Raw genomic sequence first — 22,331 nt, 5'->3', positions numbered from 1 at the left:
TATTTAACGAAAGAAACCCGATGCTGCTGGCCGTCGCGCTGGGAGTACTTGCGGCAGCGCTGTTCTCGTCCACCTTCTTTCTCAATCGCTTCGTGAGCACCGTGGGCGGGCGTTGGCAATGGACGGCGGCGCTGCGTTTCTTTTATATGGTGCCCGTGCTCGCATCGTGGATTGCCGTGCGACGGGGGCGGCCTTTCCTGGTGCGCACCGGCCGCCTGTTTGCCAGCCGGCCGCTGTTTTTCCTGATATCGGGCGGCGTAGGATACGGCGTGTTCTATACCGGCATCTGCTTTTCCGCGCGCTACGCGCCCGGCTGGGTAGTGGCCTCGGCATGGCAAATCACGATGTTGGCCACGCCGATCGTCCTTTGGGCATTCGGGCATCCCGTCACGCGGCGCGGCCTCGGCTACTTACTGCTGATCGCGTCCGGCGTCTGTCTGATCCAAATCGCTCGCCTGTCCACCGGTGCGCCGTTCGGCGACATTGTGGTGGGCACCCTCCCTGTCGTAGTGGCCGCGTTCGCTTATCCGATCGGTAACCAAATGATCTGGCAGTTCAAGCGCATGAATGCCGATGCCGGCATTGGCGAAGTGCTGGCAGACCCGGCCGCCTGCGTGCTGCTGCTGACGCTGGGCGCGCTTCCCGTGTTCGGCGCGCTGCTGCTGTTCGGGCGAGTCGGTCTGCCCGGGGCTTCCGAGCTTGCGAGCACGGCGCTCGTTGCGCTGCTATCGGGCTGCATCGCGACGCCGCTGTTTCTCTACGCGCGCAACCTCAATCAGCAACCGATCGGACTCATGGCGGTCGATGCTACACAGGCGGCGGAAGTGCCTCTGGCGCTGCTCGGCGAGATCGTGTTCATCGGCGCGGCCTTGCCGCATATCTCCGAATTCGCCGGCATCGCAATCATCAGTGCGGGGCTGGTGCTGTTCGCCTGCGCGGGTCGTCCCACCGGGGCCGCGCAGTGAGCCGGCGCAATACGCAAGCGCCAGCGATACGCTCGGAATCGCGCGGGCAGCGTTCTTGATGCCGGGTGTGTGCCAGTGTATCTTTCGGGCACTATCTGGATTCTGGATCCCTCATTGCCATGCAAGAACCCTCCCACGTCTCGGAACTGCACCCGGAGGAGCAACGAGGCTACCGGACCGCTACAGAGTATGCGGCGCTCGTCATTCGGGAGCGCATCCTGAACGGCAGCTTCCCCGATGGCATGCCACTGCGCCAAGACGAACTGGCGCGGACGCTGGATCTGAGCCGCATGCCCGTTCGTGAGGCGCTCCGTCAGTTGGAGGCCGAAGGACTCGTCGATTTTCAGCCGCGCAAGGGCGCGGTGGTGGCCACGCTTTGGCCGGACGACATCATCGAAATCTACGAGTTGCGGGCACAGATCGAACCCACCCTGTTGCGGCTTTCGATCCCGAATTTAACCGAGGCCGCCTTGCAAGAAGCCGAATTGCTGCAGGCCCAGATCGAGGCTCATCCCTCGCCGGTGCATACGGGCGCATTGAATCTGCAGTTTCATTTGAAGCTCTATTCGGGCGTGCAGCGGCAGCGCACCAAATCGCTGCTGACTTCGTTCAACACGACAATCGATCGCTATCTGCGCCTGCTGATGAGCCAATTGGGCTATTCGGCGAAGTCGGACAGCGAGCACCGCGCCTTGCTAGCCTGCTGCCGCGCGCGCGATGTCGAGGCCGGGTGCGCGATTCTTTCCCGGCATTTGCTCGAAGGAGGGAATTCGCTTGCGAACTTTGTCCGGGATCGGCACGGTCGAGTCGATCAGTGATGTCGCGAGACACTGACCGCAACGGGCGCCCACGTTAGCTGGCGATGTAGGTCATTTTCAGCCGCGGAAAAATCGGCGGCCAGGACCGGTCGCGAATCCTGAAGTCCCATCGCCCCTCGATGCCCATGAACGTCGCCGCGAAATTTCGCTCATCGGTCCACGCCACGCTCTTTTACCCGTCGAGCAAATCCTTGCGCCACCCCGCCGCAACGCCGTTCGTACCGATAACCATAAACGCCGTAAACGCACGGTCCGTGATTCGCAGATATCCGCCCCAACCTTTCCCTGCGTGCGTGCAGATGAAATCGATTGCCGCGTCGCGCGGCAAGTAATCGCCCAGTTTGCGATGCGCCTGAACGAGCAACCAAGGCGCGTCGACCCAGGTATTCAGCATCTGTGCAACGACCTCGCGCCGCACGCCATGGCGATCGGCGACATTGATCCAGTCGTGCCGGACGGCATCGACGGCTGGAAAGTGTTCTCGCATCAGCCGGTGCACACGTCGAGGGTTCATCGCCGCCTCTTCGCCACGCGCTCCCCCATGCCGGATACCTTCGGCTTCACACGTCGTCTGGCGCTACAGGCGCGCGGGCTGCAATCGAATTCGGATTTCCTTCGCATAAGGCTTTATCTATACAGAACTGTCCATCTATTAACAAAAACGTCACGCTTATGAAACTTTTTAACACCGGGATCCCCAACCCCAAGCCAGGCGCCGTGCCGCCACGCTCACCGTCGCCATACGCCTCGAAACAAACCCATTTCACAAACCACCGCCTTCCCTCCCCAAGACATCGATAACCCCACAATCCTTCCGTCATTATCGATTCGATTCCCCCTCCAATTGGTGTTTTCCGACAACGCTGTTAAGCTAGCGCGCGTCGAAAACGGAGAGATCGATGACTCCCCATACCAATATCGATGCGCAAATCGATGACAACGCGCACGCGCTTAAGGGCCAAGCACTTGAACAATTGATGGATCGTCTCGAAGCCGATCTCGAGGAAAGCAACTCGAGCGCGGCCGCCGATCTATTGACGAGATTGCGCGCGCAACCGCTTCAGGCAGACTCGATGGACGCCGTCGGTCGGCTGCATACGCTCTGGATGCGAGCCGGCGACGCTGCCTCGGCGCGCGCCGTACTCGACGTAGACGGCACCCGGCTGCTCGGTGGCGCATCCGGGCCCGACTATGCCGACATTCGGATGCAACTTGCGCTTTATCGCCTGCAAATCGCGCACTATTTGGATGAAGAGGATGCGGTATCGTCCGCGCTCGCGCAGATGCGCGACGTCGCCAAGACCGAGCCCGCACTCGTCGCCGAGCGTTATCGGCGCGTCCGCATACTCGAGAACCTCGAGCGGGAGCGGCCGTCCCAAGCGTTGCCTGCCATCGAGCTGCGCCACGCACTGAATCTGGCCGTGCCCGAGCGCGCCGCCGTGCGCGCATGGGATGAAGCCGATTATCAGGTTCGGCGCGCGTGGGTCTATCACCGGCAGGGCGACACCGATACGGCGCGCACCGCCGCGGAGGCAGCCGTGGCAGCCTTGGCATCGGCGGGCCCCGATCAGTCCGTCGACGAATCGGATTGGCTGCACGTGGGCGGCGCGATGATCGAACTCGCCCCGCTGCAATTGGCGACGATCGAACGCGCCATCGCTGCGCTGACGGCCGACTGGGCACTGCCGCAGCGGCGCGAAATCGAAGTGCGCGTGGCACGGCTCGCGGCCCGCGCGGCCTATGCGCAAGGCGATCTGGACGGCGCTTTGCGCGCATGCGAACTCGCGCACGTGAGCCTCGAATCGAACGGTTCCGACGACTTTCTCGAGTACGAGCTGCCCTGGCTCATCGAAGCCGGACGATTCGACGAGGCCGGTGAGCGTGCCTTCTTCCATATCTACGAGTTCGAACAAGAGATGTGGGACATCGTCGGGCGCACCGTGCACGAGCGGCTGGCGGATCCCGCCGATACGTCGGTCTGGTGGGCACTCTGTGCCGTGCGTGCCTGCCATACCGCGCCGACGCTCGCGCGCCTCGTCGCAATTGGCCGCGAGAGCGGACAAGATCTCGCGGCCCGCTCCCCCGTGCATGCGCAACTGTATGCGGCACTCGCCACGCAGTCGGAAGAAGCGGCGCTCGACATCGTCTCCGACGCGGCACGCGCGCTCGCCGAGCAGCGCTCGCCGGGTCACCCGTGGACGGCACGGCTCGGCGCCGTGCACGACGCGCGCGCGCAACGTATCGATGCACAGACGGAAGCCGCGAGGATCGCCGAGGCCATCGCGCGCGGCGGGCTTGGGGACAAGCGCACCGCCTTCGCGCTCCTGGTGGCTCAGCACCAGGCGATCGGCTTGAACGCCGCGCTCAAGCTGCCGCCGCCGACCTTGACCGCCGGGATGTGGTGCTATGCCTATGGCTGCACGCTCAGCGAATACTACGTGCAGCACAGGGATTCGATGACCGCGGAAGAGCGCGAGCAAACGTGGGAGGACATCGAACGGAACCAAATCTCCGTCTACGAGCAGGGGCGCGCCCACATGGAGCGCTTCTTCGAGACGGGCAAGGGCCATTGGCTCGATGGCTGTGCGCACCTTTACTCGATGCTTTGCAACAACCTCGCCATCGCGTATTGCAGCGTCAAGCGGTACGACGATGCGCTCGAAGTGCATCGTCGCGGGATTGCCGCGAGTCCGTTCGCCGAGCATTTCGCCGGAATTCTAAGCGTGCGCAAAGCTTTGCAGGACGACGCGGGAATCGTCGAGGCAGCCGAGCAGCTCTGGCATTTCGCGGACGAGCACGGCTATAGCCGGCACGATCCGCACGACTACATGTCGGACGTGATGGCCTCGCTCCATGCGCTCGGTCGCACGAATGAAATGCTGATCTGGCTCGAACGGCTCGTGAAGTGGCAGCAGCAGGAACTCGAAGTCGACGAAGCTAATCTGCCCGATGACGCACTCGCGGCGCGACTCTCGGTGGCCGTGTACCTCGCGTTGGGTGGGCACGCCGACGCGGCGGGGCTCATTCAACGGTTACGCCCGCAGGCTGAGCACCGCAATCACTATCCTGTCGTCTATCGCACGGCCTCGGCGTTCTACTATCTTGGCTGGCATGAGGACGCGAAGACCTGGTACGAGCGCGCGCTAGCCATCAACGCTACGCTGCCGGAAAAGAAGCGCTACAAGACCGAGATCGTCGACGCTCGAATCGTCGAATGTAAGGAAGCGGTCGCTGCACCGGCCCAGGACGGCCCCGCACGCAAGCCCTGGTGGAAATTCTGGGGGTGACGATGGCAGCCCCGAAGCTCGGCTACGCGCCGCGCAACGCGCTGAACGCCGATGCGCTGAAGGCCGCGATCGCGGTGCGCAGCCGCACGCGCGGCGACAACGACGCGGTGCGCGCGTGGCTGCTGAACCACTTCTATCGCCATCTCGTCGCCAACTTCGAACCGGCCCGCCCGATCGAGTCGATCGACGACGCGCGCGATGCCCTCGGCGACACGTCGTTGCCTGCCTGGGTGCGTGCGCGCTTCGGCACGCCGCCCAAGGCGTCTGACAATGCCCCCGCACCGGTGGTCTGGGTCGACCCCGCCGCGCCCGAACTGCTCGCGCTCGAGGCACGCCTCGTCGAATTTCTGGAGTCGCGCACCGGGACATCGCTCGATGGCAAGCTCGATCGAATCAACTGTCCGCAGGCCCTTGCGCTGTGGGAGAAGGAACACGCACGGATCGCGGCGCGAATCGAGCGAGGCTGGCGCGAAAGCCAGCCCGACGCGCTGATCGAACGCCTCGCCACGCCCAACGGCCGCTTCGTCGAGTTTCGTCACGACAGCCCGCTCTTGCGAGCCGAAATGGCATTCGAGACTTACGTGATGCGTCACTGCCTCGGCCAGTTCGCCGATCGGCAGGCGCTGACGGGCGGCTACGGCGAGCGCTATGCGGAAGCGATCGAGGCGAAGCGTCTTCGATTAGTCAGTTTCCGCGATACTCAGGGACAGCCGCACATCACGATCAGCCTAATCGTGCGGGCGGGCGGCAAGCCCGAGGTGGAGCAAGTGAAAGGCAAGCAGAACCGGCCGCCGATCGCGCGTTACGTAGACGATCTGCTTACGTGCCTGAACGCGCTCGACACGAGCGACGAGACGCCGCCCGACTGCATCGCGATCGGCATCGTGCGCACCGAGTCGGGCTGGCGCCGCATAGAGGACGTGACGGACGCCGCTTCGCAGACCAAGCTCATCGGGCGTTATCCGCGGCTGTTCGTGCGACTGGCCGCACCGACGCCGGCTGTCGAATGGCTCGTCGCCGCCCGGCAGCCGGAGCTTTTGCGTAGGCCGAACGAGGCGCGTACGCCAGGTGTGCGCTACGCGGTGAGAGATGCCACGCCTGGCGGCGACGCCGCTTTCTGCACCGAGGGCGTGAGGTGGCCCGGGCTCGATGCGAGCGAAGCGCAAGCGCTGCAAGCGTCGCGGCCCCAGCATTGAGGCGAGAGGCGACACCATGCTGACCAAGATTCTCCTCGCCATCCTTGTGCTCTGGCGCATCTATCGCTTCGTGCGCCGCACCCGCGCGCCGATGCTCTCGCCGCGGAAACATTGGGCGCTTGCGCTTGCTCAACCGTTCGTCGAAGCCACGCAGTTCGCCGGCTTCGCGTCGCCGGCGGCCGACTCCGTCAATGAAGCCACGCGAGCGCAATTTCGCGCGCAGTTGCTGCATCAAATGGGCTTGCGCACCGACGCCAGCGACGAGGACGCGCGCCAGCATCTCGCGCGCACCTTCGAATCGCACTGGTATCGGGCCGATCTCAATGACCTATTGGCAGCCGACGATCCGCACGCGGCACTCGCATTCGCCTGTGCTCGAATGGCATTCTTTGCGCGCGTTGTCATGCTGTTGCAATGGGTCGAACCCGAAATCGCCTGGCGCGTGTTGCTGCTCAATGCGCAACGCGCACAAGACTGCTTCGCGAGTTGGCAGGATTTCGGGCAGGCGTTTATCGCGGGCCGCCGCCAATGGATCGCCGCGTTTCGCGCCGATCCGTTCGGCAAGGCATTCGACGATGGTGCGCTCGCCGGCTGGTTGAACAAGCGCGGCGCGTGGCAGAAGCTACCGTGGCCCGGGCTCGCCGCATTCTGTCCCGAGCCCGCCGTCGCTGCCGCGCGCGCGGGCACCGTGAACGTTAACTCCATCGCGTAAAACGAATATGGCAAAGCAAGACAAAATCGTCGCGGGCATTCTCGCGACCCACGGATCGCTCGGCATCGTTTGGACTGTGTGGATGGCTTCCACTCACGGCAATCCGCCGGTGTTTCTGCTCAGCAATCTCGCGCTAGCCATCGCGGGCATCGCCGCTGGCTTGGGTTGTCTCAAGGGAAAGCGCTGGGCAGCCTACCTAGGGCTAGGCTTCTGGGCCATTCAGCTATTTCACGTGCTAACGCCCGAGTTTCAGTTTTCATTTACGCTGGGTTTGAATGTGGTTGTGTCCACCGGCTGGTATCAATCTGGCGAGCTTGGGATCAACTTGTTTGCGCTCGTCATGCTGATTTGGCTCGCCTGTCGGATGGGCAGCCCGAACAGCGCGCTTTACCGAGCACACGCTACCGCGTAGCGTTATCGGATAGCCTTGCCCCTTCACAGCGCCACTTGCCACATGATCTTCTTTCGTCGACTCGCCCTTCACCGCTTCGTCAATGCACATCCGCCCGCTCAGCAGGTTTCTCCGGCAAGCGAGGCACTGATCGCGGCATACGAAGGCATGCTCCCGGCCAGCCTGATCGAGCTGTGGCGCCGAAAGGGCCTTGGCTTCTATGGCGATCTGCAACTTGCGCTGATCGATCCGCAAGCCTGGCAATCCGTCCTCGATCGTTGGGTCGTTGCAGCGCCACGTCCGGTACAACGCATTCCTATTGCACTAACGCCGTTCGGCATCGTTCTTTACTATCGCAAACTGACCGCCACCGACGAGGATGTCAGCTATATCGACCCCGTATCGAAGAAAAGCGGCGTCCTTGCACTGAGTCTCGACGATTTTTTCAATCAGATCGCTTGCGGAAACGACACGCTCGAAGCGATCGTTTCGCCGTCGCTAGTGCAATCCGCACGGCGGCAATGCGGACCGCTCGCCGCCGGCGAAGTCTATGAGATCGACGAGACGCTGCTTGCCGCGCAGACGCTCAGTGCGAAAAAGGTCGATGCCCTCGAGATGCACCGACGCCTTCGGGATGCCGTCGACGCCGCTACCGCTACCGCCGCCGCAAACGCTCGAAAGCCTGCGACTGTGGCGGACGCCATCCCGGACGAATATCGTTCGCTGTTCGACCGCATCGAAACCGGCAACGGACTCGCGCTGCTGTATCTGTCCTCCTACCTCGATTCGCACAGACTGCTGGCGCTTCAAGCGGACGGCCATTATCAGCTGCTGTTTTGGGAAATCGATGACCGCACGTTCGACCGGACCGACGCTCGGGCATACACCGGTTCCTATCGAATCGCGCGCAACGCCGAGGGCGACGAGACCGTCGAACTCGCGATCGCGCTGCACAACGATTCTCTAGGCAGCGACGCGAACGATGCCGAATTGACCGTCATGCGGACGGAAGGCACAACGTTTTTGCTGCGTACAACCGAGTTGGAAAGTGTGGCGACCGCAATCGGCGGCTGGAACGAGATGGGACGCAGCGACGACTACTTCCGCAGCGTGACGCTGAGCGATGCGTTTGTCGAAGAGCCTTTCGAGGGCCGCGCCGCCCCCCCATTCGCGGATTTGCCGCGGGCGCTGCAAGCGCTGGTACACGTCGAGCCGCTGCGGGCCACGATCACGCATATCGCACCACTGAACCCGGATCAAGACGACGAGGAGGAAGGCACGGTCATGTGCACGCTGAGTCTCGGCGAAGACGACGGATTGCGCATGAACATGCCGCTATTCTCGCCTGCGGAAACGGGACGCCAACTCGTCGGATGGGTTTGGGAGATGGCGCCGCGTGCCTGCAAGGCCGGCATCGAATATCGAAAAAGCGCGAACGGCGCCATCGTTCATGGTCCCGTCGTCGGCGACGTATTGATCACACGAGCCCCCGAGTAAGCCGTGGGCGGATAAGCGAGCGTTCGATGCGCTTCGGAGCGTCGTCCCACATCAGGCTAGCCTCGCGCACCGCGCACCGTCCACCGGCCCCCGAGCGATTCGCTCATTCCCGAACGAAGGCAGCCCGAATCCTCATGTGGACGTCGTCGCCGACGGCGGAAGGCCACCTCGACAGCCCGAATGCCGCCCGGCTGAAGTGGCCGTCCGCTAGGAAGGCAAGCGTGGGCGGGTCGTCCCCCGCCTCGCGCGCCGTGCCATCGAAGGTCACAGTCAATGTGACCGGGTGCGTCGTCGCACGGATCGTCAACGCGCCCGTCAGCAGCCCGCTTGACGGACCCGTGCGAACGAAACGCGTGCTGACGAAGCGAATGTCCGGGTAGCGCGCCGCATCGAGCATGTCGTCGCCTTCGACGATCCTCGCAACGAACGGCATGTTCGCTTTGACACTCGCCGCATCGATCGTCACGCTGACGCGGGCCGCGGCAAGACCGTCCTCGATCCCCGTGAGCCGGGCGCGCATGCGATCGATGTGCATCGTCAGGCGCGTGTGCAACACATATTCGACGTCGAACGTGACGCCCGAGCGGACGGGGTCGAGCCGATATGGGTCCGGCGCGACGGCCTCGAAGGAGCCGGGCGCTGCCGCAGCGCCGGCCGCAAGCGCGCCGGCCGCCCACACCGCATACACCGCATACACCAGTACGCCGATCGTCTTTGCCCAAGTACTAAAAACACGCATCGCCATCCCATCGTCCCGATCACCCTAGCGCCATTGGTCGGGGTGTCCGCCCAAATCGCCGCAAACATCGGCCGCGATTTCGCGCAGCCGGCCGTCCGCGACCTCTCCCGATAAAGCATAAGCCGTCTGGCTGCTCACCCAATAGAACGTGCGGCGGTCGCCCTCGCGCAAGAGCCGGACCGGCGCCTCGCGCGACGAAACCGCACTCACGTACAAGGCGAGCCGCTCGCCGCTTCGATTTTCATACATGAATTGCGCGGCGGGGCCCGCCACGCCCGGCAACAGCCGCCCGCCCAGGAACGCATACCCGTATTCGCCCAAGGACGGCACGGAGAGCGAACGATTCAACCGCTTCGACAGCCAGGCAACTAGCGCAGCCTCGCTCGGTGCGCTCATCTCCACCGCGTGATTCGGGTCGGGGGCGTACACCGAATAGGCCAGGCTTGCCTGTCGAGCGAACGCCGCGTGCGCGTCTCGCAGCGCGAAATTCGCCGGCAGCGCCCCCGCCAGCCAGGCCAACGCGATGCCGGCCGCCAGCGAGCCGGCAGCCAGCGCGGCTTTGCGCCACCAGGGCGTACGGATGCGCACGACTACACAGGGCCCGTTGGCTTGCGCCGCGGGATCGGCGAACAGGGCGCGCAAGGCAGCGCGTTGCGCGCGATAGTGCGTCACGAGGCTGGCCGAGCGCGGGTCGACGCCAAGCCGTTCGGCCAGCGCGCGCCGTCGTGCCTCGGGCAATTCCCCATCGACGAACGCGGACAGTGCATCGATATCCGGCTCGCCGTTGTCCCCCGTCGGGATGGTGTCGAGATCGTCAGTCATCGTCTATTTCTCACTGCTTTCAAAGCGGCCGCGTGAGGTGCCGCCCCCTCCTCCAACAGCCGGCGCATGTGCTCTCGCGCACGCGCAAGCCGCGACATCACGGTGCCGATGGGCACGCCCAGCACCGACGCCACTTCCTGATAACTCAATTCCTCCACGCACACGAGCAGCAGCACTTCCCTTTGCTCGAAGGGCAAGCGATACAGCATGCGCTGCACGTCGCGCAACATGAGCGAGTCGACCTGCCCGCTCGGTGCTTCGAGGGTTTGCCATGGCCCTTGCTCGTCGTCGATGGCAATCTCGCGGCGTGCCCGCAATTGGTCGATGTACAGGTGGCGCAAGATGGTGAGCAGCCACGCACGCAGGTTGCTCTCCGGCCGAAACATACGCACGCGCGTGAGCGCACGCTCGGCCGTGTCCTGCACCAAGTCGTCTGCCCAAGCCGGGTCCCCCGTCAGCGCACGCGCGTACCGCCGCAACTGCGGGAGCCACCCGACGACGTCGGATTCGAAGCTCACCGTCCGGCACCGCCGTGAGTGGCTAGGCGCGAATACCGCCGCGCCGCCGCGCATCGATCGTGCATCGATCGCATCTCCGCCTCCCGACGGCTCAGTGACATGAAGAAAACGGGCCACATAGGCACTTTATTCCTGTCGGGTCATGGGTGAAATGAGCGATTCCCGACGATCACTCGCCGTGGCGAGGGCGCAATGTCCAAACGGTCGCCGTATTCGTGCCGTCGTTGACCGCTGCAAACTGCGGCTGGCCGGTCCCGCTTTGTCCGAATGCCAAGCCGAACGCGGCGCCCGGGGTCGGGTCGACTTGCATCTGCGCGACGAAATGCCCTTGCGGCGTGAATTCGACGATTTCGCTCGATTGTTGCGAATCCGGATTCACGGCGTCCCCGTTTGCGGTCACGAGATCGCCATTCGGCGCCAAGGCCAATGCCAACGGCCCATGCAGATGTTCGTTGTCTTGGTAGACAATCCGTCCCGGCCCGTCGTCGCGCATACGCGACGCGGCGCGCGGCACGGCGAACACCGCGTTGTCGTTGGTCGACGCGACATACAGGAGATCGTGAGCGGCGTCGTAAGCGAGCCCTGTCGGACCGACAACGAGCGCCGCGGGATCGGTCCGGTGGGCGTAGCCGGACGCGACAATGCGCGAACTGCCCAGCAACGTGGCGCCGTTCGCGCCGATGGATAGATCGATCCTCGCCACGGTTCCGCTCAACACGTTCGATACGAACGCCGTGACCCGTGTCGTCTTATCGACGACGACCGCCATGTCCCACGGGCCGTCCAAGAGTGTGGCGTCCTTCAGCTCGGTCACGAGCCCGCCTTGCGGGTTGACGACCAAGAGCGAGCCGGCGGAGGTGATGGTCGTGCCGTTCGTCGGAAGATTGCCCACCAGCACATAGCCGCTCTTGAGGACAGCCAGTGCGGTCGTCAGTCCGAGATTCATCCCTTGGAAGAAAGTCACGGGGGCGCCGTCAACCACTAGCTTGACGATGGTCGTCCCCGTGCCCTGTTGGTTGGAGGCGGCGTTGAAGTTGGACACCAAGACGTCGCCCGGTTTCAGCGCGCCACCCGACGGCACGCCGTTGGGCACAAACGCGATGCCGTACGGATTGAGGTCGCCGCTGGCCGGGACGGTCGACCCGATCGTGGACGTCGGCGGTAGGATCGGCTCCCCGTGCGCCATCGCGGTTCCGAACGATAGTGCAGCGAGACCGATACCGCAAAGCGCACCGCGCACATGGCGAGGCGCGGACCCGGTAGAGACGGGGCCGCTCGATTCGACGGCGGACAACTGACGCGAAGCTTTCATGCTGGACCTCCTTCGATAGCCGAACATCCCATTGCCGGAGCGGCATGTAGGACTCGGCGAGCCTGCAACTGCTTCAACGCGAGAAAGCCATCCAACGTAAACGAGCGAGCGGCGCACATATTCCTTCGATGACGCAGATCGCCCGGTCGGTCGGGCCATCTGTTGACGCTGCGCATGTCCAACGCTCAAAATCACGCGATTTCGGGCCTGAACGGACGCCCTGCCGAATATGCTGGCTCGTACGTATTCATCCATCGAATCGGCCGTCGGCTAACCCAAACTCCGTTGGCAGCACAACCGCACTCGTGAAAAAACACCTCCCTCGGACCGTTCGCGCCGTCGTCGTTTTTCTACTGGCCGTATTCGATTTGACGCCGTTCGTGTTTCTGTTGCCGGTCCCGCCCACCGATACCTGGTTGATCGTCGGGCTCGTCGCGCTCTGCGCGGGCGGCGGCTACTGCGCATGGTCGTCGTTCAAATCGACGACGCCCAAGCAACGCGCCCTACTGCCGCTTCTCGCTATCGCAGCGGTGCTCAACGTCCTCACGAAATTCGCGATGAACCGTCTTCCCGCGACGCTGCTCGATCGCGTGTCGACCGATTACATTGCATCGCTCTTCGGTCTCGACGGCGAATTTGCCTACGATGCCGCGCTCTTCGAGATGTGGTGCGAACTCTGGCTGTGTTTCGCGCTGACCGCCTGTGCGATCGGCTGGATCATCCGCAAGGCGGTGTCGGCCAAGGCGTGAATCGGCATGTGCCGTGTCGATGCGCGATGGATGACGTCGGTGCGGCGTCGGTTTCGGCACGCGCTCGCGGCAAAGGCGGCTCAATGGCAGCTATTTGGCAGTTTGTGACGGTCCGTGCGTGCCTGAGCGATGATCGTGGCCGGTAAAATGCGGCCATCAGGCGCCGACCGCTTATCGCCAATGCATCGCCAATGATTCGCCCAACGGCGAAACGTCGCGCGCAACGTATCGCGCATCAATCAAAACGGAGCAATCGATGCTGGATCTAAGGCCTGGATGCGAATGCTGCGACAAGGATCTACCGCCGGAATCCGGCGGCGCATGGATCTGCTCGTTCGAATGCACGTTCTGCACAGACTGCGCCACGCGCGTGCTGAGCGGCCGCTGCCCGAATTGCGGCGGCGAACTCGTCGCTCGCCCCCGCCGTCCTGCCGGCAAGCTGGCGAACAACCCGCCATCCACCAAGCGCGTGTTCAACCCAGCGTGCGCAGAGGCGCATAACTGAGACGGGACGACGGGCGTGCCGCTCAAGTGGCGTTCAGGCATCGATCAGGTGGCGGCGCGCTCGCGGACGTCGTCTTCGATCTTGGAGGCCCAGCCCGATTTCGCCGCGCGCAGTACGATCTTTTGTTTTGCCGCGCGCTCGATGGCGTTGATTCGCTCGATGGCCGACGCGATGGGTACATTGCCGTCGGCTTGCGCCAGGTAAAGAAGGCGAACGAGCTTGTCCGCCCAACGAGGCACCTTGCCGGTCTTCTCCCATCGGGCCACGGCTTGCTCGTTGTTGCCGAGCAGCTTGGCCAACCCTGCCTGCGATTGCTTCATCCCGGCGCTTCGAATATAGCGAAACTCCGTGCCGCTCAGTGGCGAGTATTTCCGTGCCAGCGCTAGACAAATGGCCGCACTAAGGCCGTCCAGGTCTTCGATCGAAATACCTTCGCCGTATGGCGTCTTGTGCATCTTGTAGCCGCTTGCCAGCCATACGTTCTTGAGACCACCGTCTGTGTAGTGGTACATGCTTATCCCTTCTTGATATCGATCACGGTAATCACGGTCAAGTCCGGCTCGGGATGGTCGACCAGGACGACAACCCCGACGTTGACGCCAGCCACGTAGCGCTCCATCAAGCAACGCACCCCTTCGGCCTTCATATCCGGTTCCGGTTCACGCTGAATAACGCCTTTACGCAGCGTTTCGAGCACCATCGGGTCGTTGATCTTGCGCAGCCGCATTCGCTCGCGTGCGTGGTGCACGAAGACGATGTTCGACGTGCTTTCAGCGCAAAGACGCACGTGCTTCTCGAGTTGACGTTTGGAAGGGTGACTCACCGATGAGCGACATCCTATCATTTTGATAGGTTCGAAGTATAGCGCACCACCCGGACGCCGAGAGTCGATCAGCAGCAGCCTGTCTGTCGGAGCGGTTAAGTTGATCGAAAATCCTTGATCCATATCAGCCGGAGCCTGTCGGGCAACTGCAAAAATGCCGGGGCCGCTCTATTGCTCGTCTCAATTGCACGCCGTCTCCCACCCCTGCGACCAAACATCGCGATGCCCGCTCAAACGCCCGTAAACATTGATTTTCAATCTATGTTTTACGCAAGTTAGCCACTCATTCCCGTATAGCCTCACCTTTACATAGATCAATAAGCGAACATAAGATGCCCTATAACATGCATGCGCAATGCATTATTAAGCCGGCGCGGGTAGGCGGTCACCGATCGACGACGGCCGCCGCCGCACTTCACCCCTCTAGGAGAGAGGATATGCAATCGACACAACGCTTATGGAGATGGCTGGGGCTGGTCTGCCTGCTATCGTTCGCCGCCTTGCTCTGGCTCGGCAAGGAAATCTATCTCGCTGCCCCGCCGATTCCGAGCGCGGTCGTCGACGATAGCGGCCAAACGCTATTCACGGGCGATCAGATCAAGCGCGGGCAGCAGGTGTGGCTCGCCGCCGGCGGCCAACAGCTCGGCACCGTCTGGGGCCATGGCAGCTACGTGGCGCCGGACTGGTCCGCCGACTGGCTCCATCGCGAAGCGTTGGGACTGCGCGAAGTGTGGGCCAAGCAACAATTCGCCAAGCCCTACGCGGCGCTCACGCCCGATCAGCAAGGCATGCTCGACGCCCGTTTGAAGCGCGAAATGCGCGCGAACCGCTACGACTCGTCGACGGGCAAGGTCACGCTCACCGACGCGCGCGCCACGGCCGCGCGCGAGGTGGCCGGTCACTACGAAGCGCTGTTCGGCACCGATCGTTCGCTCGACACGCTGCGCGATCAATATGCGATGAACGCCGGCTCGGTAAAGAGCGCAGACGATCGCATCGCGCTCGCGTCGTTCTTCTTCTGGTCGGCATGGTCGGCCACGACCGATCGGCCGGGCCAAACCGGCATCACCTATACGAACAACTGGCCGCACGAACCGCTCGTCGACAATAACCCCACGATCGCCAACGGCATGTGGTCGATCGCAAGCGTGATTCTGCTGTTGGCCGGCATCGCCGGAATGATCTGGTACCACACCGCGCACGGCGAAACGGAAGGCGAGGAAGGCGACGAACAGGTGGCCGTGCCGAAAGACGATCCGCTCGTCGACGTCAAGCCGACACCCTCGATGCGTGCGACGAAGAAATACTTCTACGTCGTCATCGGCTTGCTGCTCGTGCAAGTGGGCATGGGTGCGATCACCGCGCACTATGCGGTGGAAGGCCATAGCTTCTTCGGCCTGCCGCTTGCCGAAGTGCTGCCTTGGGTGGTGAGCCGCACGATCCATACGCAGCTCGGCGTGCTGTGGATCGCCACCGCATGGCTCGCCACCGGTCTCTATATTTCGCCGTTGCTCTCGGGCCACGAACCGAAGCTGCAAAAACTCGGCGTCGATGTGCTCTTTTACGCGCTGCTGTTCATCGTGGTGGGCTCGACCGTGTGCGGCTGGCTCGGCACGCTCCAGCATCGCGGCACGAACTTCGCCTTCTGGATCGGCAATCAAGGCCTCGCCTACACGAGCATGGGCCGCATCTGGCAAATCCTGCTGTTCGTCGGCTTGCTGTTCTGGCTGCTGTTGATGGGTCGCGCCCTGCTGCCGGCGCTCAAGAACCGCGAGACGAACGGGCGCGGGCTCATCGGCATGGTGTTCCTCTCTGCCGCCTGCATCGGCGCGTTCTACTCGACCTCGCTCGCCTGGGGCCAACACACGCACTACTCCATGATCGAGTATTGGAGATGGTGGCTCGTGCACCTGTGGGTCGAAGGCTTCTTCGAAGTGTTCGCGACCGCCGTGATCGCCCTGATCTTCTCGCGCCTCGGCCTGATCCGCATCGAATCGGCTAACCGCGCCATCGTGCTCGAAACGATCGTGTTCTTGTTCGGCGGGATTCTCGGGACGTTGCATCACCTGTACTTCACGGGGGCCTCGACGGCCGTCATCGCCGTGGGCGCCGTGTTCTCGGCGTTCGAAGTCGTACCGCTCGCGCTCATCGGACTCGAAGGCTGGCATACGTATCGCAAGACGAAAGCGGCGCCGTGGGTGCAGACGTACAAGTGGGCCATTCTGTGCTTCGTCGCTGTGGGCGTATGGAATACCGTCGGCGCCGGCCTGCTCGGCTTCTCGATCAACCCGCCGATCTCGCTCTACTACGTGCAAGGGCTGAACATCACGCCGGCGCACGGCCATGCCGCACTGTTCGGCGTCTACGGCATGCTCGGCATCGGGCTGATGCTCTTCTGCTTGCGCGGGCTGTCCGCGCGCGAAGCCTGGGATGACGAGTTGCTCAAGCCCGCTTTCTGGATGCTCAACATCGGGCTCTTCATGATGGTCTTCTTCTCGATCCTGCCGTCGGGGATCTATGAAGCCTGGGCCAGCGTCAGCAAGGGGCTTTGGTACGCCCGCTCGCCCGAGATCGTGCACGCGCCGATCATGCAGGCGCTCGTTTGGATTCGCGTTCCGGGCGACCTCGTGTTCGCGGTCGGCGTGCTCTATCTCGGTTGGTTCGCGGTGCGGCTGTTGCGTCGCGTGCAGCCGGCGCGCCCGGCCGAAGCAGCGGTCAGCCCGGCGGCGCAGCGCGCCGTCGCACGACGGGTCTGATCGATCGATACCACCGCTTCAACCCGCGCGGCGGCCGGCTCGATCGTGCCGGCCGCCGCATTCGACGGCACGCCGTGCCGAGGAGAAATGCCATGGAGTCCTTACCGATTGTCTCGGATAACCCCGCCACGCGTGAACGCATACGCGCCGCGCTGCTTGCGGTCATCGATCCCGAGATCGGCGTCAACATCGTCGATCTCGGCCTTGTTTACGACATCGAATCGAAGACGGACGGCTGGCGCATCGCGTTGACGATGACGTCCCCCGCTTGCCCCATGGGCGAATCGATTCTCGAAGACGTCCACGCTGCCATCGACGCGTCGCTCGCGTTTGGGACGAGCGTCGACATCGATCTGGTCTGGGAACCGCCCTGGAACCCGGCGATGATGAGCGAGGCCGCACGCGAGGCGCTCGGATGGACCGACGATTGAACCCCTTGCCGCGCGCGGCCGGCTCGCCCGACGCGAAGGGTGCGCCAGCGCCTCGTCCGTTTCGCGTGTCGGCGCGGATCGCGTTCGCGCTCTTCATCGTGCCGACGTTCGTCTGCGGCGTACTTGCCGGGCTGGCGCGGTTCGGCGTTTCGGTTCCGAGCCACGCGCTATCGAAGGCCGCTTGGCACGGCGTACTCGTGCTGCCGGTTTTTTTCGGTGCGCTAGTTAGCCTCGAGCGCGCCGTCGCGCTCGGCGGCGGCCGGCATCTGGGCGCCCCGGTCGCGGCCGTGCTCGCGGGCTGGGCATTGCTGGCCGGTGCGCCTGTCGCGCTTGCGCAAGCGTTGCTGCTCGGCGCCGCGACGAGCGCCGCGGCTAGCGTGTTCGGCCTATTGCGTCGGCACGCCGCCCTGCACCTGGCGATCCTCTCGCTCGGTGTCTTCGCCTGGTGGTTCGGCAATGCGCTCTGGCTCTTCACCGGCTCGGCACTCGACGCCGTACCGAGCTGGGTCGCTTTCCTCGTATTGACGATTGCAGCCGAGCGACTCGAGCTGACGCGCATGCGCCCCACACCCCGCTATGCGCGTGCGCTCTTCGTGCTTACCGTCGCCGTCCTGCTCGCGGCCGTGATCGCATCGCCCTTCGCACCCGATGTCGCGTTGCGCGCGTTCTCGGCCTGTCTGCTCGCGTTGGCCGCTTGGCTCGCGCGCTACGACATTGCGCGCATCACCGTGCGCCAGCACGGGCTCACTCGCTTTATCGCCGTGTGCCTGCTCTCGGGCTACGGATGGCTCGCGCTGAGCGGCATCCTCGGCCTCGCCGGCGCGTGGCGCAGCGCACATCCCTGGCACGACGCGGCGCTGCATGCGCTGACGCTCGGCTTCGTCATGTCCATGGCGCTCGGACATGCGCCGATCGTCCTGCCGGCGGTCGCACGAATCCGCGTCCGTTACCACGCCGGCTTTTACGTGCCGCTCCTCGCACTGCACGCGGCGCTTGCCGTGCGCGTGAGCGGGTCGCTGCTCGATCTGTTCGGGCTGCGACGCGCCGGCGCGCTAGGCAACGCGGCCGCGCTCCTGTTGTTCGCGGCGGTCATGGTTGCCGCCGCCAGGGCCGCCCATCGCAAGGCCCGCCAAGCTTGTTCCCCTCCCCCAACGAATGGAGTTCACGATGCCCCTTAGCCACCCCGATACGACCAATATCCTCGATGCACGCGGCATTGCCAAGCGCTTCCGCCATGCCGCCATCTTCGCCGCGCTCGAAACGCTCGATCACGGCGAGACGATGCGCTTCGTGAACGATCACGATCCCCTGCCGCTGCTGCGTCAGATTCAGCAGCGTTACGGCGACCAAGTACGCATTCAATACGTCGAGCGCCAGCCGGAGCGCATCGTCATCGACTTCGGCATACAACTCGCCGCCACGCACGAGGCGCATCGAGCCGCGGACGCCGAAGCCGGTTGCGGCGGGGGCGGCAACGGCGGCTGCGGTTGCAGCGGCTGAGCTTCGACGACAATTCGCCGCGCACGCGCCGAGTGCGCGCGCGGACGAAACTTAATGCAGATCAAGCAGACGCAATATGGCGGGTCGGCCGCATTGACCACACGATAGGTGGTGCATACGATGGACATCACCACAACATCTTGTGCCAACCAAGGAAGCTCATGGACCGCCGACCGACGTGTGCCCCCTCAAGCGATGCCGACCTTCACACGCAGGCGCCGGCGCCGACCAAGCCGTACGTCGAAGTCGCATCCGCCATCGACGAATACCTCGATCGCCGCGATTGGCGCGTGAATGCGAATGCCAATCAAGGCTATTCGCTGGGCGGCCTGATTCTCAACATCTCGGGCAAGCTCGTGGCCAACTATTGGCTGAGCCACGTGTACCCGCCCGCGATCGGCCAAGCCCACCGCGACGCCGATCTCCACATCCACGATCTCGACATGCTCTCGGGCTATTGCGCCGGCTGGTCGCTGCGCACGTTGCTGACGGAAGGGCTGAACGGCGTGCCCGGCAAAGTGGAAGCGGCGCCGCCCAAGCACATGTCGAGCGCCGTTGGGCAGATCGTCAATTTTCTCGGCACGTTGCAGAACGAATGGGCCGGCGCGCAAGCGTTCAGTTCGTTCGATACCTACATGGCGCCGTTCGTCCGGGTGGACCGGCTTCGCTACGACGAAGTGCGGCAATACGTTCAAGAACTCATCTACAACCTGAACGTGCCGTCCCGCTGGGGAACGCAAACACCGTTTACGAATTTGACCTTCGATTGGGTCTGTCCCGAGGATTTACGCGAGCAGGTGCCGGTGATCGGCGGCAAGGAGGTGGATTTTTGCTACGGCGATTTGCAAGGCGAGATGGATATGATCAACCGCGCCTATATCGAAGTCATGCAGGCCGGCGACGCGAAGGGACGCGTTTTCACATTCCCGATCCCCACCTACAACATCACGCCCGACTTCGATTGGGACAGCCCCAACGCCACGCGCCTATTCGACATGACGGCGCGCTACGGCCTGCCGTATTTCCAGAACTTCATCAATTCCGAACTCAAGCCCAACATGATCCGATCGATGTGCTGCCGGCTGCAGCTCGACCTGCGCGAGCTGCTCAAGCGCGGCAACGGGCTGTTCGGTTCGGCGGAGCAGACCGGTTCGATCGGCGTCGTGACGTTGAACTGCGCACGGCTCGGTTACCTGCATGCCGGCGACGAGGCCGCTTTAATGGCGCGCGTGGATGCGCTGCTCGAACTCGGCAAAGACAGCCTCGAATTGAAGCGGCGCGTGATCCAGCATCACATCGACAACGGCCTGTTCCCGTACACGAAGCGCTACCTCGGCACGCTGCGCAATCACTTTTCGACGCTCGGCGTGAACGGCATCAACGAGATGGTGCGCAACTTCACGGGCGACGAACACGATCTGACGACCGAGTGGGGGCACGGCATGGCGGTTCGTCTGCTCGACCGCGTGCGGGCCAAGATGCTCGCGTTTCAGGAAGAGACGGGGCACATGTACAACCTCGAAGCCACGCCGGCGGAGGGCACGACCTACCGCTTCGCCAAGGAAGACCGCAAGCGCTACCCCGGCATCGTGCAAGCCGGCACACCCGAGATGCCCTACTACACGAATTCGTCGCAGTTGCCGGTAGGCTTCACCGACGATCCGTTCGAAGCGCTCGAGCATCAAGACGATTTGCAGCGCAAGTACACGGGCGGGACGGTCCTGCACCTTTACATGACCGAGCCGATCTCCTCGGCCGCGGCGTGCCGCGAACTCGTCAAGCGCACCCTGAGCCGTTTCTCGCTGCCCTACATCACGGTCACGCCCACGTTTTCCATTTGTCCCAAGCACGGCTATCTGCCGGGGCGGCACGAATTCTGTCCCCAATGCGACGAGGCGCTGCTTCGGAGCAAAACCCCTCAACTTGAAACCATGGAGTCCTAATCATGAACGAAACGACCCTTGCTTCGAACGCGGCGGCCTCGGCGTTGAGCGACGACGAACGTCAGCGCTGCGAAATCTGGACGCGCGTCATGGGCTATCACCGGCCTGTCTCATCGTTCAACACCGGAAAAAAAGGCGAGTTCTACGAGCGCACTTACTTCACGGAAGAGGCCTCGCGTGCTGCCTGACAGGGCATCCGCGCGCGGTGCGAACGGCGCCGCAGCCCGCCGGTCCCTCAAGGTCGGCGGGCTGACCGCGTTTACCGCAACCGACTTCCCGGGGTTGCTCGCGGCCGTCGTGTTCGTGCAAGGATGCCCGTGGCGCTGCGGCTATTGCCACAACACGCATCTGCAGCCGCGCACCGCGACGGGCGCGGTGCGCTGGGTCGACGTCATGCGTCTTCTGTCGCGGCGCGTGGGACTGATCGACGGCGTCGTCTTCAGCGGCGGCGAGCCGACCTCCGATCCCGCGCTCGCGAGTGCAATCGGCGAGGTGCGCGCACTCGGCTTCAAGGTCGGGTTACACAGCGCCGGCACGCATGCCCGGCGATTCGAAGGCGTGTTGCCGCTGCTCGATTGGGTTGGATTCGACGTGAAGGCGCCCTTCGACGATTACAAGCGCGTGACGCGCGTACGCGCGAGCGGCGAGCCGGCGCGGCGCTGCCTACAAGCACTGCTGGCGAGCGGCATCGACTACGAATGCCGGACGACCGTGCATCCTAGCTTGCTGTCCGAGGACGCGTTACTGAGGCTGGCGGACATGCTGGCCGGCATGGGCGTCCGAAAGTATGTGCTGCAAGTGTTCCGCAAACAAGGCTCGCGCGACGCGGCATTGAATTCGATCGCGACGGCGCATTACCCGAGCGAAGCGGTACTCGAGCGAATCCGGCAGCGCTTTCTCGCTTTCGACGTGCGCCGTGCTTAAGTCGCGCCGGCCGGCCTGACGTGTTTACGTGGTGTGACTCAGCGCTTCGTCCCGGCTCGGCGTGCTCTCGTTCAGTGCGTGCGCGAGCGCCTGCACCTGCGCGATCACCGGTTCCGCTTGTTGCGGATCGAAATCCGCATGGAAGCGCTTTTTCACGCCATGCTCCGCCAACTGCACGTATTCGTCGACAGCAATCCCGTGCCGCTCGAGCGAATGCTTCACGCAGGCCAGCGCGCATCCGTCGATCGCGATGATGGGCCGCCCCGAATGCGCCAGCTTGAGCAATGCCGGCACGTCGCCGCCGACACCGGCGATACACGACATCTCGGCCGAACCGCGGCGATCGAGTTGCACGGCCACGTAGTTGGCCATCTGCGCCGCGCTCGAGCACCCCGAGCACGAGTAGACGAGCGGCAAAACACGACGTTCGTTGTTCATCGACT

The 22,331-nt window shown here is 63.7% G+C and carries 23 protein-coding genes and 1 pseudogene; 16 read left to right on the top strand and 8 right to left on the bottom strand.

Going from position 1 to position 22,331, the window contains the following annotated elements; genetic code table 11:
* The first annotated feature begins 20 nt into the window (after positions 1-20).
* The gene (locus tag ACTHN9_RS17830) at positions 21-965 is read left to right on the top strand and encodes a multidrug resistance efflux transporter family protein (RefSeq protein WP_440538094.1); all 945 of its coding nucleotides are present in this window, start codon (positions 21-23) and stop codon (positions 963-965) included.
* Positions 966-1,084: 119 nt separating this feature from the next.
* A complete protein-coding gene (locus ACTHN9_RS17825; RefSeq protein WP_440538093.1) occupies positions 1,085-1,783 on the top strand; it encodes a GntR family transcriptional regulator in 699 nt (232 codons plus the stop codon).
* 172 nt (positions 1,784-1,955) lie between these two features.
* On the opposite strand, the gene ACTHN9_RS17820 is transcribed toward ACTHN9_RS17825, so the two are convergent.
* Entirely contained in the window at positions 1,956-2,297 is a 342-nt protein-coding gene (locus tag ACTHN9_RS17820) for a hypothetical protein (RefSeq protein WP_440538092.1), read from the bottom strand.
* 385 nt (positions 2,298-2,682) lie between these two features.
* Here ACTHN9_RS17820 and ACTHN9_RS17815 point away from each other — a divergent pair, with 385 nt between their 5' ends.
* Genes ACTHN9_RS17815 through ACTHN9_RS17795 form a run of 5 tightly spaced genes read left to right on the top strand, consistent with a single transcriptional unit; the run spans position 2,683 to position 8,866 of the window.
* A complete protein-coding gene (locus ACTHN9_RS17815) occupies positions 2,683-5,070 on the top strand; it encodes a hypothetical protein (protein WP_440538091.1) in 2,388 nt (795 codons plus the stop codon).
* A gap of 2 nt (positions 5,071-5,072) precedes the next feature.
* Positions 5,073-6,266, top strand: a complete 1,194-nt coding sequence (locus ACTHN9_RS17810; RefSeq protein ID WP_440538090.1) for a hypothetical protein — start codon at positions 5,073-5,075, stop codon at positions 6,264-6,266.
* 16 nt (positions 6,267-6,282) lie between these two features.
* Positions 6,283-6,978 carry a DUF1266 domain-containing protein gene (locus ACTHN9_RS17805; RefSeq protein ID WP_440538089.1) on the top strand — a complete coding sequence of 232 codons (696 nt, stop codon included), beginning with the start codon at positions 6,283-6,285 and terminating at the stop codon, positions 6,976-6,978.
* A gap of 7 nt (positions 6,979-6,985) precedes the next feature.
* Positions 6,986-7,390, top strand: coding sequence for a hypothetical protein (locus ACTHN9_RS17800; protein ID WP_440538088.1), 405 nt, complete (start codon positions 6,986-6,988; stop codon positions 7,388-7,390).
* 15 nt (positions 7,391-7,405) lie between these two features.
* On the top strand, positions 7,406-8,866 hold the full coding sequence (locus ACTHN9_RS17795) for a GAD-like domain-containing protein (RefSeq protein ID WP_440538087.1): 1,461 nt from the start codon (positions 7,406-7,408) through the stop codon (positions 8,864-8,866).
* Positions 8,867-8,969: 103 nt separating this feature from the next.
* On the opposite strand, the gene ACTHN9_RS17790 is transcribed toward ACTHN9_RS17795, so the two are convergent.
* The 4 genes from ACTHN9_RS17790 to ACTHN9_RS17775 all read right to left on the bottom strand — a co-directional run bounded on the left by ACTHN9_RS17790 (position 8,970) and on the right by ACTHN9_RS17775 (position 12,257).
* Positions 8,970-9,605 carry a YceI family protein gene (locus tag ACTHN9_RS17790; protein WP_440538086.1) on the bottom strand — a complete coding sequence of 212 codons (636 nt, stop codon included), beginning with the start codon at positions 9,603-9,605 and terminating at the stop codon, positions 8,970-8,972.
* 24 nt (positions 9,606-9,629) lie between these two features.
* On the bottom strand, positions 9,630-10,427 hold the full coding sequence (locus ACTHN9_RS17785) for an anti-sigma factor family protein (protein WP_440538085.1): 798 nt from the start codon (positions 10,425-10,427) through the stop codon (positions 9,630-9,632).
* A complete protein-coding gene (locus tag ACTHN9_RS17780; RefSeq protein ID WP_440538084.1) occupies positions 10,424-10,945 on the bottom strand; it encodes a sigma-70 family RNA polymerase sigma factor in 522 nt (173 codons plus the stop codon). Before ACTHN9_RS17780 ends, ACTHN9_RS17785 begins: the two co-directional genes overlap by 4 nt.
* A gap of 169 nt (positions 10,946-11,114) precedes the next feature.
* Complete coding sequence (locus ACTHN9_RS17775; RefSeq protein ID WP_440538083.1) at positions 11,115-12,257, bottom strand: hypothetical protein; 1,143 nt, start codon at positions 12,255-12,257, stop codon at positions 11,115-11,117.
* A 305-nt stretch (positions 12,258-12,562) separates the two neighbouring features.
* Between ACTHN9_RS17775 and ACTHN9_RS17770 the strand changes: the two genes are divergently transcribed.
* Positions 12,563-13,006 (top strand): hypothetical protein, encoded by a 444-nt coding sequence (locus ACTHN9_RS17770; protein ID WP_440538082.1) that lies wholly within the window; start codon positions 12,563-12,565, stop codon positions 13,004-13,006.
* A gap of 256 nt (positions 13,007-13,262) precedes the next feature.
* The gene (locus tag ACTHN9_RS17765) at positions 13,263-13,511 is read left to right on the top strand and encodes a DUF1272 domain-containing protein (protein ID WP_440538081.1); all 249 of its coding nucleotides are present in this window, start codon (positions 13,263-13,265) and stop codon (positions 13,509-13,511) included.
* A 44-nt stretch (positions 13,512-13,555) separates the two neighbouring features.
* Here ACTHN9_RS17765 and ACTHN9_RS17760 read toward each other — a convergent pair whose 3' ends face one another.
* Together ACTHN9_RS17760 and ACTHN9_RS17755 are read right to left on the bottom strand one after the other, a co-directional pair.
* Entirely contained in the window at positions 13,556-14,023 is a 468-nt protein-coding gene (locus ACTHN9_RS17760; protein WP_440538080.1) for a hypothetical protein, read from the bottom strand.
* Positions 14,024-14,025: 2 nt separating this feature from the next.
* Positions 14,026-14,334, bottom strand: a complete 309-nt coding sequence (locus tag ACTHN9_RS17755) for a DUF4258 domain-containing protein (RefSeq protein ID WP_440538079.1) — start codon at positions 14,332-14,334, stop codon at positions 14,026-14,028.
* Between the two features lie 437 nt (positions 14,335-14,771).
* Between ACTHN9_RS17755 and ACTHN9_RS17750 the strand changes: the two genes are divergently transcribed.
* The 7 genes and pseudogenes from ACTHN9_RS17750 to ACTHN9_RS17720 all read left to right on the top strand — a co-directional run bounded on the left by ACTHN9_RS17750 (position 14,772) and on the right by ACTHN9_RS17720 (position 21,888).
* Positions 14,772-17,090, top strand: a complete 2,319-nt coding sequence (locus tag ACTHN9_RS17750; protein WP_440538078.1) for a nitric-oxide reductase large subunit — start codon at positions 14,772-14,774, stop codon at positions 17,088-17,090.
* A 92-nt stretch (positions 17,091-17,182) separates the two neighbouring features.
* Positions 17,183-17,521: a metal-sulfur cluster assembly factor gene (locus ACTHN9_RS17745; RefSeq protein WP_440538077.1), complete on the top strand. Its 339-nt coding sequence runs from the start codon at positions 17,183-17,185 to the stop codon at positions 17,519-17,521.
* Positions 17,506-18,699, top strand: a complete 1,194-nt coding sequence (locus ACTHN9_RS17740; protein WP_440538076.1) for a hypothetical protein — start codon at positions 17,506-17,508, stop codon at positions 18,697-18,699. The genes ACTHN9_RS17745 and ACTHN9_RS17740 overlap by 16 nt, the downstream gene beginning before the upstream one ends.
* A pseudogene (locus ACTHN9_RS17735) lies at positions 18,677-18,931 on the top strand (DUF2249 domain-containing protein); the annotation flags it as partial. The gene ACTHN9_RS17740 and the pseudogene ACTHN9_RS17735, both read left to right, overlap by 23 nt.
* A 251-nt stretch (positions 18,932-19,182) precedes the next feature.
* Positions 19,183-20,964 carry a ribonucleoside triphosphate reductase gene (locus tag ACTHN9_RS17730; RefSeq protein ID WP_440538075.1) on the top strand — a complete coding sequence of 594 codons (1,782 nt, stop codon included), beginning with the start codon at positions 19,183-19,185 and terminating at the stop codon, positions 20,962-20,964.
* 2 nt (positions 20,965-20,966) lie between these two features.
* Entirely contained in the window at positions 20,967-21,152 is a 186-nt protein-coding gene (gene nrdD, locus ACTHN9_RS17725; RefSeq protein WP_440538074.1) for an anaerobic ribonucleoside-triphosphate reductase, read from the top strand.
* Positions 21,145-21,888, top strand: coding sequence for an anaerobic ribonucleoside-triphosphate reductase activating protein (locus ACTHN9_RS17720; RefSeq protein ID WP_440538129.1), 744 nt, complete (start codon positions 21,145-21,147; stop codon positions 21,886-21,888). Before nrdD ends, ACTHN9_RS17720 begins: the two co-directional genes overlap by 8 nt.
* Before the next feature lie 24 nt (positions 21,889-21,912).
* Here ACTHN9_RS17720 and ACTHN9_RS17715 read toward each other — a convergent pair whose 3' ends face one another.
* Positions 21,913-22,326 (bottom strand): putative zinc-binding protein, encoded by a 414-nt coding sequence (locus ACTHN9_RS17715; protein WP_440538073.1) that lies wholly within the window; start codon positions 22,324-22,326, stop codon positions 21,913-21,915.
* Positions 22,327-22,331 lie beyond the last annotated feature (5 nt).

The organism is Trinickia sp. (assembly GCF_051953405.1).
GTDB lineage: Bacteria > Pseudomonadota > Gammaproteobacteria > Burkholderiales > Burkholderiaceae > Trinickia.
Note: the sequence above shows the minus strand (reverse complement) of the source record. Positions and strands in the feature narration are given on the sequence as shown.

Excerpts from the sequence above, each read along its gene's own strand:
- ACTHN9_RS17830 (WP_440538094.1), top strand. The coding sequence starts at position 21 with ATGCTGCTGGCCGTCGCGCTGGGAGTACTTGCGGCAGCGCTGTTCTCG.
- ACTHN9_RS17825 (WP_440538093.1), top strand. The coding sequence starts at position 1,085 with ATGCAAGAACCCTCCCACGTCTCGGAACTGCACCCGGAGGAGCAACGA.
- ACTHN9_RS17820 (WP_440538092.1), bottom strand. The coding sequence starts at position 2,297 with ATGAACCCTCGACGTGTGCACCGGCTGATGCGAGAACACTTTCCAGCC.
- ACTHN9_RS17815 (WP_440538091.1), top strand. The coding sequence starts at position 2,683 with ATGACTCCCCATACCAATATCGATGCGCAAATCGATGACAACGCGCAC.
- ACTHN9_RS17810 (WP_440538090.1), top strand. The coding sequence starts at position 5,073 with ATGGCAGCCCCGAAGCTCGGCTACGCGCCGCGCAACGCGCTGAACGCC.
- ACTHN9_RS17805 (WP_440538089.1), top strand. The coding sequence starts at position 6,283 with ATGCTGACCAAGATTCTCCTCGCCATCCTTGTGCTCTGGCGCATCTAT.
- ACTHN9_RS17800 (WP_440538088.1), top strand. The coding sequence starts at position 6,986 with ATGGCAAAGCAAGACAAAATCGTCGCGGGCATTCTCGCGACCCACGGA.
- ACTHN9_RS17790 (WP_440538086.1), bottom strand. The coding sequence starts at position 9,605 with ATGCGTGTTTTTAGTACTTGGGCAAAGACGATCGGCGTACTGGTGTAT.
- ACTHN9_RS17785 (WP_440538085.1), bottom strand. The coding sequence starts at position 10,427 with ATGACTGACGATCTCGACACCATCCCGACGGGGGACAACGGCGAGCCG.
- ACTHN9_RS17775 (WP_440538083.1), bottom strand. The coding sequence starts at position 12,257 with ATGAAAGCTTCGCGTCAGTTGTCCGCCGTCGAATCGAGCGGCCCCGTC.
- ACTHN9_RS17765 (WP_440538081.1), top strand. The coding sequence starts at position 13,263 with ATGCTGGATCTAAGGCCTGGATGCGAATGCTGCGACAAGGATCTACCG.
- ACTHN9_RS17760 (WP_440538080.1), bottom strand. The coding sequence starts at position 14,023 with ATGTACCACTACACAGACGGTGGTCTCAAGAACGTATGGCTGGCAAGC.
- ACTHN9_RS17750 (WP_440538078.1), top strand. The coding sequence starts at position 14,772 with ATGCAATCGACACAACGCTTATGGAGATGGCTGGGGCTGGTCTGCCTG.
- ACTHN9_RS17745 (WP_440538077.1), top strand. The coding sequence starts at position 17,183 with ATGGAGTCCTTACCGATTGTCTCGGATAACCCCGCCACGCGTGAACGC.
- ACTHN9_RS17740 (WP_440538076.1), top strand. The coding sequence starts at position 17,506 with ATGGACCGACGATTGAACCCCTTGCCGCGCGCGGCCGGCTCGCCCGAC.
- ACTHN9_RS17730 (WP_440538075.1), top strand. The coding sequence starts at position 19,183 with ATGGACCGCCGACCGACGTGTGCCCCCTCAAGCGATGCCGACCTTCAC.
- nrdD (WP_440538074.1), top strand. The coding sequence starts at position 20,967 with ATGAACGAAACGACCCTTGCTTCGAACGCGGCGGCCTCGGCGTTGAGC.
- ACTHN9_RS17715 (WP_440538073.1), bottom strand. The coding sequence starts at position 22,326 with ATGAACAACGAACGTCGTGTTTTGCCGCTCGTCTACTCGTGCTCGGGG.